12 protein-coding genes and 1 pseudogene are annotated in these 17,185 nt (G+C 69.8%); 8 read left to right on the top strand and 5 right to left on the bottom strand.

Annotation, left to right across the window (positions count from 1 at the left end; genetic code table 11):
* Positions 1 to 22: 22 nt before the first annotated feature.
* Genes AC0L5F_RS08290 through AC0L5F_RS08280 form a run of 3 tightly spaced genes read left to right on the top strand, consistent with a single transcriptional unit; the run spans position 23 to position 2,912 of the window.
* Positions 23 to 475: an FMN-binding protein gene (locus AC0L5F_RS08290; RefSeq protein WP_473312843.1), complete on the top strand. Its 453-nt coding sequence runs from the start codon at positions 23 to 25 to the stop codon at positions 473 to 475.
* Between the two features lie 5 nt (positions 476 to 480).
* Positions 481 to 1,353: an FAD:protein FMN transferase gene (locus AC0L5F_RS08285; protein WP_473312842.1), complete on the top strand. Its 873-nt coding sequence runs from the start codon at positions 481 to 483 to the stop codon at positions 1,351 to 1,353.
* Positions 1,350 to 2,912, top strand: coding sequence for an FAD-dependent oxidoreductase (locus AC0L5F_RS08280; protein ID WP_473312841.1), 1,563 nt, complete (start codon positions 1,350 to 1,352; stop codon positions 2,910 to 2,912). The genes AC0L5F_RS08285 and AC0L5F_RS08280 overlap by 4 nt, the downstream gene beginning before the upstream one ends.
* Before the next feature lie 7 nt (positions 2,913 to 2,919).
* On the opposite strand, the gene AC0L5F_RS08275 is transcribed toward AC0L5F_RS08280, so the two are convergent.
* Positions 2,920 to 3,069 carry a hypothetical protein gene (locus AC0L5F_RS08275; protein ID WP_473312840.1) on the bottom strand — a complete coding sequence of 50 codons (150 nt, stop codon included), beginning with the start codon at positions 3,067 to 3,069 and terminating at the stop codon, positions 2,920 to 2,922.
* 181 nt (positions 3,070 to 3,250) lie between these two features.
* Here AC0L5F_RS08275 and clpB point away from each other — a divergent pair, with 181 nt between their 5' ends.
* From clpB to AC0L5F_RS08255, 4 genes are all read left to right on the top strand, one after another.
* Entirely contained in the window at positions 3,251 to 5,851 is a 2,601-nt protein-coding gene (clpB, locus tag AC0L5F_RS08270) for an ATP-dependent chaperone ClpB (RefSeq protein WP_473312839.1), read from the top strand.
* 75 nt (positions 5,852 to 5,926) lie between these two features.
* Positions 5,927 to 6,928, top strand: coding sequence for a hypothetical protein (locus AC0L5F_RS08265; protein ID WP_473312838.1), 1,002 nt, complete (start codon positions 5,927 to 5,929; stop codon positions 6,926 to 6,928).
* 43 nt (positions 6,929 to 6,971) lie between these two features.
* Complete coding sequence (locus AC0L5F_RS08260; RefSeq protein WP_473312836.1) at positions 6,972 to 8,366, top strand: NAD(P)/FAD-dependent oxidoreductase; 1,395 nt, start codon at positions 6,972 to 6,974, stop codon at positions 8,364 to 8,366.
* A 7-nt stretch (positions 8,367 to 8,373) separates the two neighbouring features.
* The gene (locus AC0L5F_RS08255) at positions 8,374 to 9,339 is read left to right on the top strand and encodes a quinone oxidoreductase family protein (RefSeq protein WP_473312835.1); all 966 of its coding nucleotides are present in this window, start codon (positions 8,374 to 8,376) and stop codon (positions 9,337 to 9,339) included.
* Positions 9,340 to 9,471: 132 nt separating this feature from the next.
* Here AC0L5F_RS08255 and AC0L5F_RS08250 read toward each other — a convergent pair whose 3' ends face one another.
* Both AC0L5F_RS08250 and icmF read right to left on the bottom strand, forming a co-directional pair.
* The gene (locus tag AC0L5F_RS08250) at positions 9,472 to 10,215 is read right to left on the bottom strand and encodes a helical backbone metal receptor (protein WP_473316170.1); all 744 of its coding nucleotides are present in this window, start codon (positions 10,213 to 10,215) and stop codon (positions 9,472 to 9,474) included.
* Between the two features lie 93 nt (positions 10,216 to 10,308).
* A pseudogene (gene icmF, locus AC0L5F_RS08245) lies at positions 10,309 to 13,549 on the bottom strand (fused isobutyryl-CoA mutase/GTPase IcmF).
* Between the two features lie 55 nt (positions 13,550 to 13,604).
* Here icmF and AC0L5F_RS08240 point away from each other — a divergent pair.
* The gene (locus AC0L5F_RS08240) at positions 13,605 to 14,120 is read left to right on the top strand and encodes a MarR family winged helix-turn-helix transcriptional regulator (protein ID WP_473312834.1); all 516 of its coding nucleotides are present in this window, start codon (positions 13,605 to 13,607) and stop codon (positions 14,118 to 14,120) included.
* A gap of 548 nt (positions 14,121 to 14,668) precedes the next feature.
* Here the strand turns inward: AC0L5F_RS08240 and AC0L5F_RS08235 are convergent.
* The gene (locus AC0L5F_RS08235; RefSeq protein WP_473312833.1) at positions 14,669 to 15,169 is read right to left on the bottom strand and encodes a thioesterase family protein; all 501 of its coding nucleotides are present in this window, start codon (positions 15,167 to 15,169) and stop codon (positions 14,669 to 14,671) included.
* Between the two features lie 32 nt (positions 15,170 to 15,201).
* Complete coding sequence (locus AC0L5F_RS08230) at positions 15,202 to 17,112, bottom strand: acyl-CoA dehydrogenase family protein (protein WP_473312832.1); 1,911 nt, start codon at positions 17,110 to 17,112, stop codon at positions 15,202 to 15,204.
* Between the last annotated feature and the right edge of the window lie 73 nt (positions 17,113 to 17,185).

Genomic DNA, 17,185 nt, shown 5'->3' with positions numbered 1-17,185 from the left:
CGCCCATCTCCAGGAGCCCCTGATGCGACTCCCCACCGTCCGATCGACCTTCGCGGCCACGGCCGCCACCACCGTCCTGCTGCTCACGGCCGCGTGCGGGGGGCCGACCGAGTCGGTCTCCGGTGCCTCCGACACCGGTGCGGGCACCTCCACCGACGCGCCGGCGGCGGACCCGAACGCCACCTACGCCGACGGCACCTACGAGGCGTCCGGCTCCTACGCCAATCCGGGCGGACAGTCCTCGGTCGACGTCACGATGACGGTGGCCGCCAACGTGGTCACCGCCGTCGAGGTCAAGCCCGGTGCCACCGGCACCTCGCTGGCCTACCAGAAGCAGTTCATCTCCGGCATCGCCGGCGAGGTCGTCGGCAAGAAGCTCGGTGAGATCGAGGTGTCGAAGGTCTCCGGATCGTCGCTGACCAGCGGCGGCTTCAACGAGGCGCTCGACAAGATCCGCCAGGACGCCCAGGCCTGAGGCCCGTGCCTGACGTCCCGGGTCACGCGTGGTCGTTCGACGCGATCGGCACCCGGTGGCAGGTCGACACCGCTGCGCCACTTCCCGATGAGGTCCGCGCCCAGGTGGGTGCCACGATCGAGCGTTTCGACGCGGTCTGGTCCCGGTTCCGGGAGGACTCGGTCGTGGCGCAGATGTCCCGCGCGGCCGGGTCGTGGACGCTGCCCGCCGAGGCCGACGCCATGCTCACGCTGTACGCCCAGCTGCACGAGGTCACGGCGGGCGCGGTCAACCCCCTCATCGGTCAGACGCTCGCCGATCTCGGCTACGACGCGGCCTACTCGCTCACCCCGCGCCAGGATCTCGCCGCCGTGCCTCCCTGGTCGTCCCTGCAGTGGCGCCCACCGGTTCTCACCATGGGCTCGCCGGCCCTGCTGGACGTCGGCGCGATGGGCAAGGGTCTGCTGGTCGACCTCGTCTCGGCGGTCGTGGAGGCGCACACCCGCCAGTTCACGGTCGATGCCGGCGGCGACATCTACCACGGTGCAAGCGCACCTCTGCGCGTCGGGCTGGAGCACCCCGGCGACCCGACACGCGCCATCGGGGTGGCAGAGCTCGGCCCGCAGGACGCGCTCTGCGGGTCGGCGACCAACCGGCGTCAGTGGGGCGACCAGCTGCACCACGTGCTGGACGGCCGCACCGGCCGCCCCACCCACGACGTGATCGCGACGTGGGTCGTGGTGCCGCAGTCGTGCATGCGGGCCGACGCCCTGGCGACGGCACACTTCTTCGCCGATCCGGCCGCGTTGATGGGACGCTTTGACCACGAGTTCGTCCGCATGCACGCCGACGGCCGCGTCCTGTGGTCGCCGAGCTTTCCCGGAGAGGTGTTCGCATGACCCCCATCACCAATCTGCTGGATCGTCGGCTCGGGCAGGTGACGATGTATCGCCTCGTCACGCTCTCGCTCGCGGTGCTCGTGGCCATCTCGATGCTCTACGCCGGCGTCGGTTCGCTGGGCGAGGGGCTGTTCTCGTTCGGCGGCCAGGTCGTGTCCCTGGCGGTGCTGCTGGTGGCGACCGTCGTCAGCACGTGGGTGCTGGCCCGGGTGTGGAAGGTGCGGCCCCACCTGGAGTCCTCGGTCATCACGGCGCTCCTGCTGTACTTCCTGTTCATCCCCCAGACCGGTCCGTCGAAGCTCGGCTGGCTGGCGGCCGCCGCGGTGCTGGCGTCCCTGTCGAAGTTCGCGCTGGCCTGGCGGGGCCGACACGTGTTCAACCCGGCGGCCGCCGGAGCGTTCGGCGTCTACCTGCTCCAGGCGGTGCTCTCGATCGATCCGGTCGACCGGATCGGCGCCTCGTGGTGGATCGCGTCGGCCGACCTGCTGCCGTGGGTGGTGGTCGCCGCGTTCCTGGTGCTGTACCGGACCCGGCGGCTCGACCTCGGGCTGGTGTTCATCGTGGTCGCGCTGCCGCTGGTGATGCTGGGCCTGCACCACTTCGGGCAGGGCTGGGGGGACGCCGCACGCACGGCGATCGAGACGTCGCCGTTCGTCTTCCTCGCCGGCTTCATGCTCAGCGAGCCCCTGACGCTTCCTCCGCGCCGCCATCAGCAGCTGGTCGTCGCGGTCGTCGCTGCAGTCGTCTACGCCTACCCGCTGGCCATCCTGACCGTCACCGAGACGCCTCCGCTGTTCGGCATCGGCGACCAGTGGCAGGTGGCGGCGCTGCTGAGCGGCAACCTCGTCGCCTTCGCATTCGCTCGTCGCAGCGGACTGCGGCTCGAGCTGGTCGAGCGCCGGCTGCGGGGTGCCGACACGCACGAGCTGGTGTTCCGGTCGGCTCGGCCGCACCGCTTCGAGCCGGGCCAGTACGCCGAGCTGCACCTGCCCCACTCAGGCACCGACACCCGCGGGTCGCGCCGCGTCTTCAGCATCAGCTCGCCCCCCGCGGCCGACGGCACGATGGCCTTCTCGCTGCGGGTGCCCGAGCCGGCGTCGTCGTTCAAGCAGGCGATGGCGCACCTGCCCGTGGGCGCGACGGTCCAGTCCACCGGAGTCAGCGGTGACTTCGTGCTGCCGAAGGACCCCACCGTCCCGGTCGTGCTGGTCGCCGGTGGCATCGGGGTCACCCCGTTCCTGAGCCAGCTGCGCCACCAGCCTGATCGCGATGCCGTGCTGGTGTACGGAGTGCCGTCGGGCCACGACGTCCCGTTCGCGGACGAGCTGGCCGAGCATCGGGTCGTGCTGGTGTCGCCGACCGCGCCGAGCTCCCTGCCGCCGACCTGGACCTGGGTGGAGGCGCCGGTGCTCTCGGCCACCGTGGTGGCGGAGGCGGTGCCTGACCTCGCCGAGCGACGCGCCTACGTGTCGGGCCCGCCGGTGATGGTCAACGCGGTGCGAACGGGCCTGGCCAAGCGCGCCAAGCGCGTGCGCACGGACTACTTCAGCGGCTACTGAGCCTGCATCAGCGATTGCTGCGCCACTCGCGCAGTCGGTGGATCCACCCCCGGCGTCGGCGCACGCGAACCCATCGGCCCGAGCCCCTGATCAGCTCGATCTCGATGAAGTCGTCGCGCGACACGGGGAACCCTCTGGCGTTGGTGGAAAATTGCACGCGTCATGAACATATCGCAAGGGGACAAGCTGTGGCAGTCCCGGGACGTTGCGCCGGGTCCGATCGAGCCATGGTCGAACTGCTGCGACGTCAGCCTGAATCAGTTCGACTTGATAGGAATGGACTCAACTCTGCCGTGGTTGAGGTAGAGGTAGGACCCACCCAGCACAGGAGCACGTTCATGGATCTCTCGTCGTTCACCACCCGCAGCCAGCAGGCCCTCAGCTCTGCCGCGTCGAGCGCCGTCGCGGCCGGCAACCCGTCGGTCGAGCCGGCCCACCTCATGACGGCCCTGCTGACCCAGCAGGGCGGGACGGCCGCGCCGCTGCTGCAGGCGGCCGGTGTCGACGCAGCCCAGGTCGCCGTGGAGACGAAGGCCCTGGTGGAGGCGCTGCCCTCCGCCACCGGTTCGAGCGTGCAGAGTCCGGGGTTGTCGCGATCCAGCGCCCAGGTCCTGCAGCGTGCACAGGACCTGGCCAACCAGCTCGGCGACGAGTTCGTGTCGACCGAGCACCTCGTCGTGGCCCTGGCCACCGTGGAGTCTGGCGTGTCGGCGCTGCTCAAGCGCCTCGGCGCCACCGCCGAGGCCCTGCAGGCCGCGTTCTCGGCGGTCCGCGGCAGTGCCCGCGTCACCAGCCAGGACGCGGAGGACACCTACCAGTCGCTGGAGAAGTACGGCGTCGACCTCACCGCTGTCGCGCGTGAGGGCAAGCTCGACCCCGTCATCGGCCGTGACAGCGAGATCCGCCGAGTGGTGCAGGTGCTGAGCCGTCGCACCAAGAACAATCCGGTGCTCATCGGCGAGCCCGGCGTCGGCAAGACCGCCGTGGTCGAGGGCCTCGCTCAGCGCATCGTCGACGGCGACGTTCCCGAGACCCTCAAGGGGCGCCGCCTCATCTCCCTGGACCTGTCGGCGATGGTCGCCGGCGCCAAGTACCGCGGTGAGTTCGAGGAGCGGCTGAAGGCCGTGCTGGCCGAGATCAAGGAGTCCGACGGCCAGGTGATCACCTTCATCGACGAGCTGCACACGGTCGTCGGAGCGGGCGCCGGGGGTGACAGCTCGATGGACGCCGGCAACATGCTCAAGCCCATGCTGGCGCGCGGTGAGCTGCGGATGATCGGAGCCACGACGCTGGACGAGTACCGCGAGCGCATCGAGAGCGACCCGGCCCTGGAGCGCCGCTTCCAGCAGGTGCTGGTCGCCGAGCCGAGCCCCGCCGACACCATCGCGATCCTGCGCGGCCTGAAGGAGAAGTACTCCGCCCACCACGGCGTGCGCATCTCCGACGCCGCCCTGGTCGCAGCGGCCACGCTGTCCGACCGGTACATCCCCGGACGCCAGCTGCCCGACAAGGCGATCGACCTCATCGACGAGGCCGGCAGCCGTCTGCGGATGGAGATCGACTCCAGCCCCGTCGAGGTCGACGAGCTGCGCCGATCGGTCGACCGACTGCGCATGGAGGAGATGCACCTCTCCCACGAGGACGACGACGCCAGTCGCGAGCGACTTGCCACGCTGCGCTCGGAGCTGGCCGACCAGCAGGAGAGCCTGCGCGCGCTCGAGCAGCGGTGGGAGGCCGAGAAGCAGTCGCTGAACGCCGTCGGCGACATCACCAAGGCCATCGACGAGGCGCGCAGCGTTGCCGAGCGCGCCCAGCGGGAGGGTGATCTGGAGACCTCGAGCCGGCTGCTCTACGCCGAGATCCCGGCGATGGAGAAGCAGCTCGCCGACGCCATGCAGGAACAGGAGGGGGCGGCCAAGGGAGGTGTCGACCACCCGATGGTCTCCGAGGAGGTCACGGCCGACGACATTGCCGAGGTGGTCGCGGCCTGGACCGGCATTCCCACCGGGCGCCTGCTGGAGGGCGAGACCGGCAAGCTGCTGCGCATGGAGGACGAGCTGGGCAAGCGCCTGATCGGTCAGAGCGCTGCGGTGCAGGCCGTGTCCGACGCGGTGCGCCGCTCCCGCGCCGGCATCGCCGACCCGGACCGTCCCACCGGATCGTTCCTGTTCCTCGGTCCCACCGGCGTCGGCAAGACCGAGCTGGCCAAGACGCTGGCGGAGTTCCTGTTCGACGACGAGCGCGCCATCATCCGCATCGACATGAGCGAGTACGGCGAGAAGCACAGCGTCAGCCGGCTCGTCGGTGCCCCTCCGGGCTACGTCGGCTACGACGAGGGTGGCCAGCTGACCGAGGCCGTGCGACGACGCCCGTACTCGGTGGTGCTGCTCGACGAGGTCGAGAAGGCCCACCCCGAGGTGTTCGACGTGCTGCTGCAGGTGCTCGACGACGGTCGCCTGACCGACGGACAGGGACGCACGGTCGACTTCCGCAACACGATCATCATCCTCACGTCGAACCTCGGCTCTGCGGCGTTGAACGACACGACGCTGGACGACGCCGCGCGCCGCGCCGCGGTGATGGAGGTGGTCCGTGCGTCGTTCAAGCCCGAGTTCCTGAACCGACTCGACGAGATCGTCACCTTCGACGCGCTCGACACCGATGCACTCACCCACATCGTCGATCTGCAGCTGACCTCGCTCGAGCGGCGTCTGTCCGCCCGGCGCATCACCCTCGAGGTCACCGACGCCGCCAAGGAATGGCTCGCCCTGACCGGCTGGGACCCGTTGTACGGTGCCCGCCCGCTGCGCCGGCTGGTGCAGCAGGCCATCGGCGACCGTCTCGCCAAGGCGCTGCTGGCCGGCGAGATCCGCGACGGCCAGACCGTGCGGGTCGATCGTGCCGACGATCTCGAGGAGCTCACCGTCGAGCCGGTCTGACCGCAGCACGACCGATGGTCGTGAGGGCGCGGCGCTGTGAGCCAGCGTGATGAGCCACCATGATGAGATGGTCCTGTGACCACCGCGCCCCCTCGTCCACCGAAGGTGCTGTCGGCCTGCTTGTTCGTCGGGGCCAGCAGTGCCCTGCTGCTGTTCTACGTGATCGGCTGGCTCACCTCGTGGAGCAGCCAGGACATCCAGCAGGGGCTCACCGACGCGATCCCGCGTGCCGATGTCGAGGCGGCCGGCCTGACCGTCCAGGGCGTCATCGACGCGCTGCGCATCGCGTTGATGGTGCTGGTCGTCCCGCTGATCGGGGGTGTGGTGTTCGCCGTGTACGCGGCTCGGGGGCACCTGCAGTCGCGCGTGATGCTGACCGTCGTCGCCGGCGTGGTGGCGCTCGTGTTCATCGCCACGGGTGGCTTGATCGGGCTGTTGCCTGCGGCGTTCGCCGTGGTCGCGGTCATGCAGCTGTGGAATCGCGAGGCCCGTGCGTGGTTCGCCGCGGCCAACGGCCTGGCCCCACCCGTCGCCCCGGCGGCGCCGGCGGACGTCCAGCCGCAGACCGCGCCCGATCCCTTCGCCAGCGGTCCGCCTCCCGCAGCGGTGTCGGCCGCGCCGTCCGGCCCACCTGCCACGAGCCGGCCGGGCCCGCCGTCGACGGTGCGCACGATCACTCTCGTCGCGTCGATCGCCAGCGGTCTGGCGGCAGCAGGCAGCCTGATCTACCTCGCGGTGTACCTGCTGGCGCGCGACGCGCTCATCCAGGCCCAGCTCGACTCGCCGCTGCGGTCGATGTCAGGAAGCTCCGAGGCCGAGATCGTCGACTCGGCCCGTCTGGCGGCTGCACTGTGCGCGACCACCCTGGCCCTGAGCGTCGTCGCTCTCGGTGCCACCTGGCTGCTGTGGAAGCGCCACGGCGCGGGCCACTTCGTGCTCACCGTGCTGTCGGGCGTCACCGTCCTGATGGGCGTGTTCACGCTCGTGGGTCTGCCGTGGGCCGGCGCCGCCGGATGGGTGTTCGTGCTGCTGCGCCGGGCAGAGTCGAGGGCATGGGTGACTCCCACTCGGGGATGAGGCAGTTCGGTGTGGGGGCCGTCACGCGACTACGCTGAGAGGCATGTCCACCAGCGCAGCCACCGGTCTGATCCGTCCGCACGTCGTCGTCGTGGGCGGCGGCTTCGGCGGTATCGCCGCCGTCCGCAAGCTCAAGCGCGCCGACGTCGACATCACCCTGATCGACCGCCACACGTACAACACGTTCAACCCCCTGCTCTACCAGGTCGCGACCGCCAGCCTGAACCCCGGCGACATCACCTGGTTCTTGCGCGCCATCCGCGCCAAGCAGGACAACGTGCGCTTCCTCAAGGGCACCGTCACCTCGATGGACCACGACGCCCAGGTCATCCACCTCGACGGCGGCAACTCGGTCAAGTACGACCACCTCGTCATCGGCGTGGGCGTCACCGCCAACTTCTTCGGCATCCCGGGTGCGCCCGAGTTCTCGATGCCGCTGTACCGCCGCTCGCAGGCGCTCGCGGTGCGCGACAAGATGTTCGCCAACCTCGAGAACGCCGCGGTCAACGGGCAGGACCGCGACCTGCGCATCATCGTGGTCGGCGGCGGCGCCACCGGCGTCGAGACCGCAGGCGCGTTCGCCGAGCTGCGCAACAACGACATGCCCATCACCTACCCGGAGCTGGACCGCAACCGCGTGCACATCACGCTCGTCGAGATGATGCCGCACGTGCTCGGGCCGTTCCATCCCAAGCTGCGTGACTACGCCAAGAAGTCGTTGGAGAAGCGCGACGTCGACCTGCGGCTCGGCACCGCGGTCAAGGAGGTCCGCGAGGACGGGGTGCTGGTCGAGGTCGACGGAGAGCAGGAGTTCCTGCCCGCCGGCATCGTGGTGTGGGCCTCGGGCATCACCGCCCACCCGGTCGTGGCCGACTGGAACGTCCCGCAGGGGCGTGGCGGCCGCATCGAGACCGACGAGCACTGGCAGGTGCGCGGGCTGACCAACGTCTTCGCCATCGGCGACGTGTCGGTCAACCCCGACAACCCGCTGCCCCAGCTGGCGCAGCCGGCCATCCAGGGCGGCAAGCACGTCGCCAAGGTCATCGCCGCCGAGCTCAAGGGCAAGCGCGACAAGGTCAAGCCCTTCAAGTACAGCGACAAGGGCACGATGGCCACGATCGGTCGGTCGTCGGCGATCGCGGAGATCAAGTTCATGCCGCGCCTGAAGGGCTTCCCGGCGTGGATCATCTGGGTCGGTCTGCACATTGCGACCCTGCTCGGCAACCGCAACCGCTTCGCCACCTTGATCAACCTCACCGCCAAGTACCTGGTGTGGGGCAGCCACAACGCGATCGTGGGCGAGACGCCTCCCATCGCCGCCAACGACCCCAAGATGGTGGCGTCGACCACGCCGCGCAAGGCCGCCAAGAAGGCCGCCGCCCGCAAGTCGGCCGTCGCCGCGGCCACTCAGGGCCACGACGGCATCAAGCAGTCCTGAGCCGCTGATGCTGGCCGCGTTCGTCCGGGAGTTCTCGCCCGATGACCCGGTCTCGGCGCTGTGCGTCGAGGACGTCGAGCCCGCGGCGGCGCCCGAGGGCTGGGTGCGGGTCGACGTGCGTGCGTCGTCCCTGAACCGCCACGACCTTTTCACCCTCGAGGGCGTGGCGATGCCCGGTGACCGGCTCCCGATGATCCTGGGGTGCGACGCCGCAGGGGTCGACGAGCACGGCAACGACGTCGTCGTCCATGCCGTCGTCAACCATCCCGACTGGCGCGGGCCCGAGCTGCACGATCCGCGCATGTCGTTGTTCTCCGAGCTGCACCCGGGCACCATGGCCGAGCACGTGTGGGTCCCGCCGCAGAACCTGTTGCCGCTGCCGGCCGGGTTCGACCACGTGCAGGCGGCGTGCCTGCCCACGGCGTGGCTCACGGCCTTCCGGATGATGTTCCGCGCAGGAGGCGTGACGCCCGGCCAGACCGTGCTGGTGCAGGGCGCAGCCGGGGGAGTGGCCACGGCCGCGATCCTGCTCGGCCGCGCCGCCGGCGTGCGGGTGTGGGTCACCAGCCGCAGCGAGGAGAAGCGGGCGTGGGCCGTCGACCTCGGTGCCGACCAGGCGTTCGAGCCCGGTGCGCGACTTCCGGACAAGGTCGACGCCGTGATGGAGACCGTCGGCGAGGCCACGTGGGCGCACTCGCTCAAGAGCCTGCGCAAGCACGGTGTCATGGTCGTCTCGGGCGGCACGTCCGGCTACTCCGCGCCGACCGAGGTGCCGCGCGTGTTCATGAACTACCTGCGCATCCAGGGTTCCACGATGGGTTCACGCGAGGACTTCGCCGACCTGATCGCCTTCTGCGAGACCACCGGGGTGCGTCCGGTGGTCGACCGCACGTTCGCTCTCGCCGACGCCCGCGACGCCTTCGCGGCGATGGCCGACGGCACCGTCCGCGGCAAGCTCGTCCTCACCCCCTGACCCCTGACGAGTCACCCAGAACCGCTGACGAGTCACGTAGGGGCACCGAGGAGTCACGTGGGTGACTCCTCACCGGTCGAGAGTGACTCGTCACCGGGAGCGAGTGACTCGTCACGGGACCTGCGTGACTCGTCAGCGGATCTCGGCGAGGGTGGTGCGCGCCTCGAGCAGCGACGGTCCGTACCAAGTGAGCAGGCGGCCGGAGACCAGCTCGGTGCGGGCGGTCGTGAAGGCCTCGGGTCCGTCGGCGGCAGTGAACACGTAGGGCTCGTCGGGCAGGAGCACCAGGTCCACCTCGGTCGTGTCGATCTCGCCGATCTCGACGTGCGGGTAGCGGGCTTCGCCGTGGTCGAAGTGGTTGGACCAGCCGAGTCGGGCCAGCAGGTCCGTGGTGAAGGTGTCGGGGCCGACGACCATCCACGGATCTCGCCAGATCGGCACCGCGACCGATCCCCGGGCGGGCAGAGGTTCGGCCCACGCGGCTTCGGCCTGTTCCAGCCAGTCCGGCACGCCCCAGCCGAGCGCCTCGTCGAACACCCGCCGCATGGCGGCGAACGCCTGGTCCAGGGTCTCGATCACCGTGACCCACACCGGCACCCCGGCGGCGCGCAGACGATCGACGTCCAGCTCGCGGTTCTCCTCCTGGTTGCAGATGACCAGGTCGGGCTCGAGCGCCGCGATGGCTGCGCGATCGGGGTTCTTGGTGCCGCGGACGCGGGTCACGGCGAGGTCGCCGGGGTGCGTGCACCAGTCGGTCGCGCCCACCAGCGCCTCGGGCCGGGTCGCCGCGATCGCCTCGGTCAGCGAGGGGACGAGCGACACCACGCGCCGCGCAGGCCGTGGCACGGGCACGGCGGTTCCCAGGTCGTCACGCAGCACACTCACGACGCTATCGCCCTCAGCGGGAACTGCCTCACACGTTGCGGCGGTGCTGGATTGCCTCACACGTTGCGGCGGTGCTGAATTGCCTCACACGTTGCGGCGGTACTGCCCGCCGACCTCGAAGAAGGCCTCGGTGACCTGCTGCAGGGAGCAGACGCGTGCGGCGTCCATCAGCACGGCGAAGACGTTCTCGCCGCCGATCGCGGCCTCCTTCAGCCGTGCCAGAGCCTCCTCGGCCTCGCTGCGATGGGTCTGCTGGAACTGGTGCACGCGGTCGAGCTGAGACTTCTTCTCCTCCTCGGTGGCGCGGGCCAGCTCGACGCTGTGCTCCTGCTCGCCCTCGACCTCGGGGCGCCGGAACGTGTTGACGCCGATGATCGGCAGCGAGCCGTCGTGCTTGCGGTGCTCGTACAGCATCGACTCGTCCTGGATGCGGCCGCGCTGGTAGCCGGTCTCCATGGCGCCGAGGACCCCGCCGCGCTCGTTGATGGCGTCGAACTCGGCCAGCACGGCCTTCTCGACCAGGTCCGTCAGCTCGTCGATGATGAACGATCCCTGCAACGGGTTCTCGTTCATCGCGAGGCCCCACTCGCGGTTGATGATCAGCTGGATGGCAAGCGCCCGCCGCACCGACTCGGTCGACGGCGTCGTGACGGCCTCGTCGTAGGCGTTGGTGTGCAGGCTGTTGGCGTTGTCGTAGATGGCGATCAGCGCCTGCAGCGTGGTGCGGATGTCGTTGAAGTCCATCTCCTGCGCGTGCAGCGACCGCCCGGACGTCTGCACGTGGTACTTCAGCTTCTGCGAGCGGTCGTTGGCGCCGTACTTCTCCTTCATCGCGATGGCCCAGATGCGCCGGGCGACCCGCCCGAGGACGGAGTACTCGGGGTCCATGCCGTTGGAGAAGAAGAACGACAAGTTGGGTGCGAAGTCGTCGATGTCCATGCCACGTGCGAGGTAGGACTCGACGTAGGTGAACCCGTTGGCCAACGTGAAGGCCAGCTGGCTGATGGGGTTCGCCCCGGCCTCGGCGATGTGATAGCCCGAGATCGACACCGAGTAGAAGTTCCGGACGCCCTCGTCGATGAAGTACTGCTGGATGTCGCCCATCATCTTGAGGCTGAACTCGGTCGAGAACAGGCAGGTGTTCTGGCCCTGGTCCTCCTTGAGGATGTCAGCCTGGACCGTGCCGCGGACGTTCTTCAGGGCGTAGGACCGCAGGTCAGCGTGCTCGTCGGCGGTGGGCTCGCGTCCCTCGGTCTCCCGGAACCGGTCGACCTGCTGGTCGATGGCGGTGTTGAGGAAGAACGCGAGCACGGTCGGCGCCGGCCCGTTGATGGTCATCGAGACCGACGTGCCGGGGGAGACCAGGTCGAACCCGTCGTACAGCACCTTCATGTCGTCGAGGGTGGCGACCGAGACGCCGGAGGTGCCGACCTTGCCGTAGACGTCGGGCCGCAGGTCGGGGTCGCGTCCGTACAGCGTCACGGAGTCGAAGGCCGTGGACAGCCGGGTGGCGTCGCCGTCCTCGCTGAGCAGCTTGAACCGGCGGTTGGTGCGGAACGGGTCGCCCTCGCCGGCGAACATGCGTGCCGGGTCCTCGCCGTCGCGCTTGAACGAGAACACGCCGGCCGTGTACGGGAAGTGGCCGGGCAGGTTCTCGCGGCGCCAGAACCGGACGAGGTCGCCGTGGTGGGTGTAGCGCGGCAGGGAGACGCGGGGAATCTTGTTGCCGGACAGCGACTCGCGGGTCAGCGTCGTGTGGATCTCGCGATCGCGCACCGTCACCACCTGCTCGTCGCCGGAGTACGACTCCACGACTGACGGCCATGCCTCGATCTGGTCGCTGACCTCGTGCGGCAGGGCCTTGCGGGCCTCGGTGAGGAGCTCGTCGACGTCGGAGCGCCCGTCCGCAGGGAAGCTCGGCGGCGACCAGCTCGAGACGCTGGGCGCGGTCGGCGGCCTCGGCCAGCTGCTCGGTCTCGGCGTGGAAGCCACGGACGGTCTCGGAGATCTCGGTCAGGTAGCGGACGCGGTCGGTGGGCAGCACCTTCGCGGTGCCGCTGGAGTGCCGGACGTCCACGGGGGGCAGCACGCCCTCGGCCACGGCGAGCCCGAGCCCGGCCAGCGAGCCGCGCAGGTGCTGGTACAGCGCGGTGACGCCGTCGTCGTTGAAGGTGGCGGCCGACGTGCCGAAGATGGGCATGTCCTCGGGCTGCTTGCCGAACGCCTCGCGGTTGCGCACCATCTGCCGCCCGACGTCGCGCATCGCGTCCTTGGCGCCGCGGCGCTCGAACTTGTTGATGGCGACGGTGTCGGCGAAGTCGAGCATGTCGATCTTCTCCAGCTGCGACGCGGCGCCGAACTCGGGCGTCATCACGTACATGGAGGTGTCGACGAACGGGACGATCGCGGCGTCGCCCTGCCCGATGCCCGGGGTCTCGACGATCACCAGGTCGAAGCCGGCCGCCTTGACGACGCGGATCACGTCGCCGAGCGCGTCCGGCAGCTCGTGGGCGCCTCGCGTGGCCAGCGACCGGAAGTAGGTCTGGTGGCCGCCGCCGAAGTCGGTGGCGAGCGAGTTCATGCGGATGCGGTCGCCCAGGAGGGCGCCGCCGCCCTTGCGACGGGTGGGGTCGACCGCGATCACCGCGATGCGCAGCTTGTCCTGCTGGTCGACGCGGAACCGGCGCACCAGCTCGTCGGTCAGCGAGGACTTGCCCGACCCGCCCGTGCCGGTGATGCCGAGGACAGGTGCGGCGTGGTCGTCGGCCGCCGCCTGGAGGCGCTCGCGATCAGCATCACCGAGGGATCCAGCCTCGGCGACGGTGATGGCGCGTGCGACGGCGGAACGGTCGCCCGCCAGGACGCCGTCGAGGTCGAGCCCCCGGACGGCGGTGAGGTCGATGTCGCAGTCGGCGACGACGGAGTTGATCATGCCGACGAGTCCGAGTCGTTGGCCGTCCTCGGGTGAGAAGATGGTGACGCCGGAGTCGCGCAGTCGGGCGATCTCGTCCGGGACGATGACGCCGCCACCGCCTCCGACGACCTGGATGTGCCCGGCGCCCTGGGCGCGCAACGACTCCACGAGGTACTCGAAGTACTCCACGTGCCCGCCCTGGTACGAGGAGACGGCGATGCCCTGCACGTCCTCGTCGAGTGCGGCATCAACCACTTCCTGGACCGACCGGTTGTGCCCGAGGTGGATGACCTCGGCGCCCTGGCTCTGGAAGATCCGCCGCATGATGTTGATCGATGCGTCGTGGCCGTCGAAGAGCGCCGAGGCGGTGACGAGGCGGATGGGGTGGGTGGGCACGTGCAGATCGTTCATAGGACACACAATAGTCGGGCTTCCTACTAAATGCCAAGAGCGATATCCTCGGACCATGTCCGCCGACGCGATCGACCCTGTCCGGCTCGCGATGGACCCCATCGAGCTGGCCGGTGAGATCTGGGAGTCGAAGATCGGACCGGCTGGTCCGATGCGGCTGGCGACCTCGATCATGCGGGTGCAGCAGCTGGTCATCGGACGCCTCGACGCAGCTCTGAAACCACACGGCATCACGTTCGCTCGCTACGAGGTGCTGCAGCTGATCTCGTTCAGCCGGGAGGGCCGCTTGCCGCTGTCGCGGATCGGGGAGCGACTCATGGTCCACCCGACCTCGGTGACGAACGCCATCGATCGCCTGGAGGATCAGGGACTGGTGCGCCGAGTCGCCGATCCGGACGACCGTCGCCGCACCTTCGCCGAGCTCACCGACACCGGAGCCGCAGTGGTCAAGGCGGCCACCGACGCGCTCATGGGCATCGATTTTGCGATCGACGGGTTGACCGACGACCAGCAGGCCACCACCTACGAGATGCTGCGCCAGATGCGCCGCACCGCCGGCGACTTCGCCTGAACCGAGCGCGCCCGCGCGCGAGCGTTCAGGCGCGCCGGCGAAGCGTGAGCTCGCCGCGGCGAAGCGGCCCGCCGGCGAGGCGTGGTGAGGTTGCGGGCTCGCTCGAGCTCGGGCGTGTGGTTCGCCTCGGGCTGCGCCCTCACGGTCGCTGCGCTCCCTGGCGAACAGCCCCTGCTCGCCAGTGACGAGCTCTGCGAGGAACGTGAGGGAGCGAGGAACGAGCGACCGAGGCGTGGTGAGGTTGCGGGCTCGCTCGAGCTCGGGCGTGTGGTCCGCCTCGGGCTTCGCCCTCACGGCCGCTGCGCTCCCTGGCGAACAGCCCCTGCTCGCCAGTGACGAGCTCTGCGAGGAGCGTGAGGGAGCGAAGCGACCGAGGCGTGGTGAGGTTGCGGGCTCGCTCGAGCCGGGACGTGTGGTTCGCCTCGGGCTGCGCCCTCACGGTCGCTGCGCTCCCTGGCGAACAGCCCCTGTTCGCGAGCGCGGACGTGTGGTTCGCCTCGGGCTGCGCCCTCACGGTCGCTGCGCTCCCTGGCGAACGGGCTGCTCGGTCAGTCGCGCATGCCCATGACGCCGGTGACCGGGGCCGGCCAGCCGTAGGCCTCGCTGCGCGCGATCAGCTCGTCGATGCCCGCGGCGACGTCGTCGGGGATGGGGGCCGACCGACGCGATGCCATGTCGACGTGGATCCAGCTGACCTCCATCGTGCACGCGAGGCGACGCTTGTCCTGGTCGAGCAGGAACGCCATGGCGTGCACCACCTTGGAGGACCGGGCGAGGAAGCGGTTGTGCACGGTGAAGGGCTCGCCGAGGCGCATCTCGCCGAGGTACCGGATGTGCTGCTCGACGGTGAACAGGCTCAGGCCGCGCTCGCCGATGTAGTCGTCGCCCACGCCGGCCGCCCGGGTGTCCTCCCACAGCGAGTGCGACGTCAGGCGGAAGTAGTCGCCGATGTTCATGTGCCCGTTCTCGTCGATGAACGAGGTCTCGACCTCGCCCTCGCGGACGGCTGGAATCTCGGACACCTGGTCGAACGTCGGTAGTGCGATCACCCGCCCGACGATAGCGACCGGTCAGCGGCCGGCTACTGCCCCTCGGTCAGCAGCATCTCCGCACCGAGGGTCTCCTCGGGCACCCCGAAGCCCTCGATCAACGTCAGGGTGTGGGGGCGCAGCTTGTCCAGCAGCTCGTTCACGAGTGTGGTGACGGTCTTCGCGCGGGCATCCGAGATGCGGTTGTGGCCCATGAACCAGGCGAGGTCGCTCTCGATCTCGGTGAGCGCGTACAGCGAGCAGACGTCGCGCAGCAGGTCCTGCGCCTCGGGGTCCTCGCACCGCGCGATGCCGGCGGTGAAGGCCTCGAGCACGACGCGCTGGATGTGCACGCGACCGCACCGGATGACGTGGTCCTGCGCGGCGTTGAAGATCTCGAACGCGGCCTGGTCGTCCTTGCCGGCCGCACGGCGCAGCCGGCGCGCTGCCGTCTCGATGACGTGCTCCTCGCGGTCCTCGAACAGGCTCAGCTGGGTGCCGCGGTCCATCAGGTCGTGGTCGTCGCCCTTGCCGGGACGGGCGTCGATCAGGCGCTGGATCAGGTTCGAGGCAGCGGTGCGCTCCTTGACGACGTCGGTGGCCGTCGAGGCAGCGAACTTGACCAGCCCCACGGGGTCGAGCCCGCCCACCTCGGACGCGTACGAGGTGAGCAGCTCCTTGGCCACCAGCTGGAACAGGACGTGGTTGTCGCCCTCGAACGTGGTGAAGACGTCGGTGTCGCCCTTGAGCGTGGTGAGGCGGTTCTCGGCCAGGTAGCCGGCGCCGCCGCACGCCTCCCGCGCCTCCTGGATGGCCCGGGTCGCGTGCCAGGTCTGGGCTGCCTTCAGGCCGGCGGCGCGTCCCTCGAGCTCGCGCGACTTCTGCGGATCCGGGTTCTCGGCGGTCTGCAGGCTGTCCATGCGGGCGACCAGCTGGTTCTGCGCGAAGCGGTAGGCGTACGACCGCGCGATCAGCGGCAGCAGGCGCCGCTGGTGCATGCGGTAGTCCATCAGCACGATCTCGTTGTCGTCGTCGGGGCCGAACTGGCGCCGCTTCAGGGCGTACCGCCCGGCGATGCTGAGCGCCACCTCGCAGGCTGCGCTGGCCGATCCGCCGACCGACACGCGACCGCGGATGAGCGTGCCGAGCATGGTGAAGAACCGGCGGTTCACGTTGTCGATCGGCGAGGAGTATGTGCCGCCCTCGTCGACGTGGCCGTACTTGTTGAGCAGGTTGCCGCGCGGGATGCGCACCTGGTCGAAGGTCAGGCGGCCGTTGTCGACGGCGCCGAGGCCGCCCTTGTGGCGGTCGTCGTCGGTGGTGACGCCGGGCAGGTCGTTGCCCTTCGCGTCGCGGATGGGCACCACGAAGCAGTGCACGCCGTGACCCTCGCCCTTGGTGATCAGCTGGGCGAACACCGCGGCCACGGTGGCGTGCTCGGCGGCTCCGCCGATGTAGTCCTTGCGGGACGAGAACGTCGGGGAGTGGATCACGAACTCCTCGGTGGCCGGGTCGTAGGTGGCCGTCGTCTCGAGGTTCTGCACGTTGCTGCCGTGGCCGGTCTCGGTCATGGCGAAGCAGCCGAGCAGGTCGAGGTTGATCAGGTCCTTGATGTAGGCGTCGTGGTGCGCCTGGGTGCCGAGATTCTCGATCGCGCCGCCGAACAGACCCCACTGCACGCCGGCCTTGACCATCAGCGATAGGTCGAACTGGGCCAGCATCTCGATGCCGGTGACGGCCATGCCGGGGTCCCCGGTGCCGCCGGCGGCCACGCTGAAACCGGCTGCGGGGATGCCGGTGGGGACCAGCTGGTGCATCTGCTCGAGCACGCGAGCGCGGGCCTCGTCGATCGTGAGGTCGTGGTCGTAGAGCAGGTCCATCTCGGCCAGCTCCTTGCGTGACTGCTCACGGATGTGGCGCCACTTGCCGTCGATCGAGATGCGGAGTTCGTCGCTGAGCGTCATGTCACCACGCTACCCGCGGGGGCCGGGGCCTGTCCGTTGCATGAGGTTCGTCACGGACTGTCCCTCGGCGCCG

The sequence above is a fragment of the Aeromicrobium sp. 10G20-16 genome (assembly GCF_055809665.1).
Note: the sequence above shows the minus strand (reverse complement) of the source record. Positions and strands in the feature narration are given on the sequence as shown.

Excerpts from the sequence above, each read along its gene's own strand:
- AC0L5F_RS08240 (WP_473312834.1), top strand. The coding sequence starts at position 13,605 with ATGTCCGCCGACGCGATCGACCCTGTCCGGCTCGCGATGGACCCCATC.
- AC0L5F_RS08230 (WP_473312832.1), bottom strand. The coding sequence starts at position 17,112 with ATGACGCTCAGCGACGAACTCCGCATCTCGATCGACGGCAAGTGGCGC.
- AC0L5F_RS08260 (WP_473312836.1), top strand. The coding sequence starts at position 6,972 with ATGTCCACCAGCGCAGCCACCGGTCTGATCCGTCCGCACGTCGTCGTC.
- AC0L5F_RS08280 (WP_473312841.1), top strand. The coding sequence starts at position 1,350 with ATGACCCCCATCACCAATCTGCTGGATCGTCGGCTCGGGCAGGTGACG.
- clpB (WP_473312839.1), top strand. The coding sequence starts at position 3,251 with ATGGATCTCTCGTCGTTCACCACCCGCAGCCAGCAGGCCCTCAGCTCT.
- AC0L5F_RS08290 (WP_473312843.1), top strand. The coding sequence starts at position 23 with ATGCGACTCCCCACCGTCCGATCGACCTTCGCGGCCACGGCCGCCACC.
- AC0L5F_RS08255 (WP_473312835.1), top strand. The coding sequence starts at position 8,374 with ATGCTGGCCGCGTTCGTCCGGGAGTTCTCGCCCGATGACCCGGTCTCG.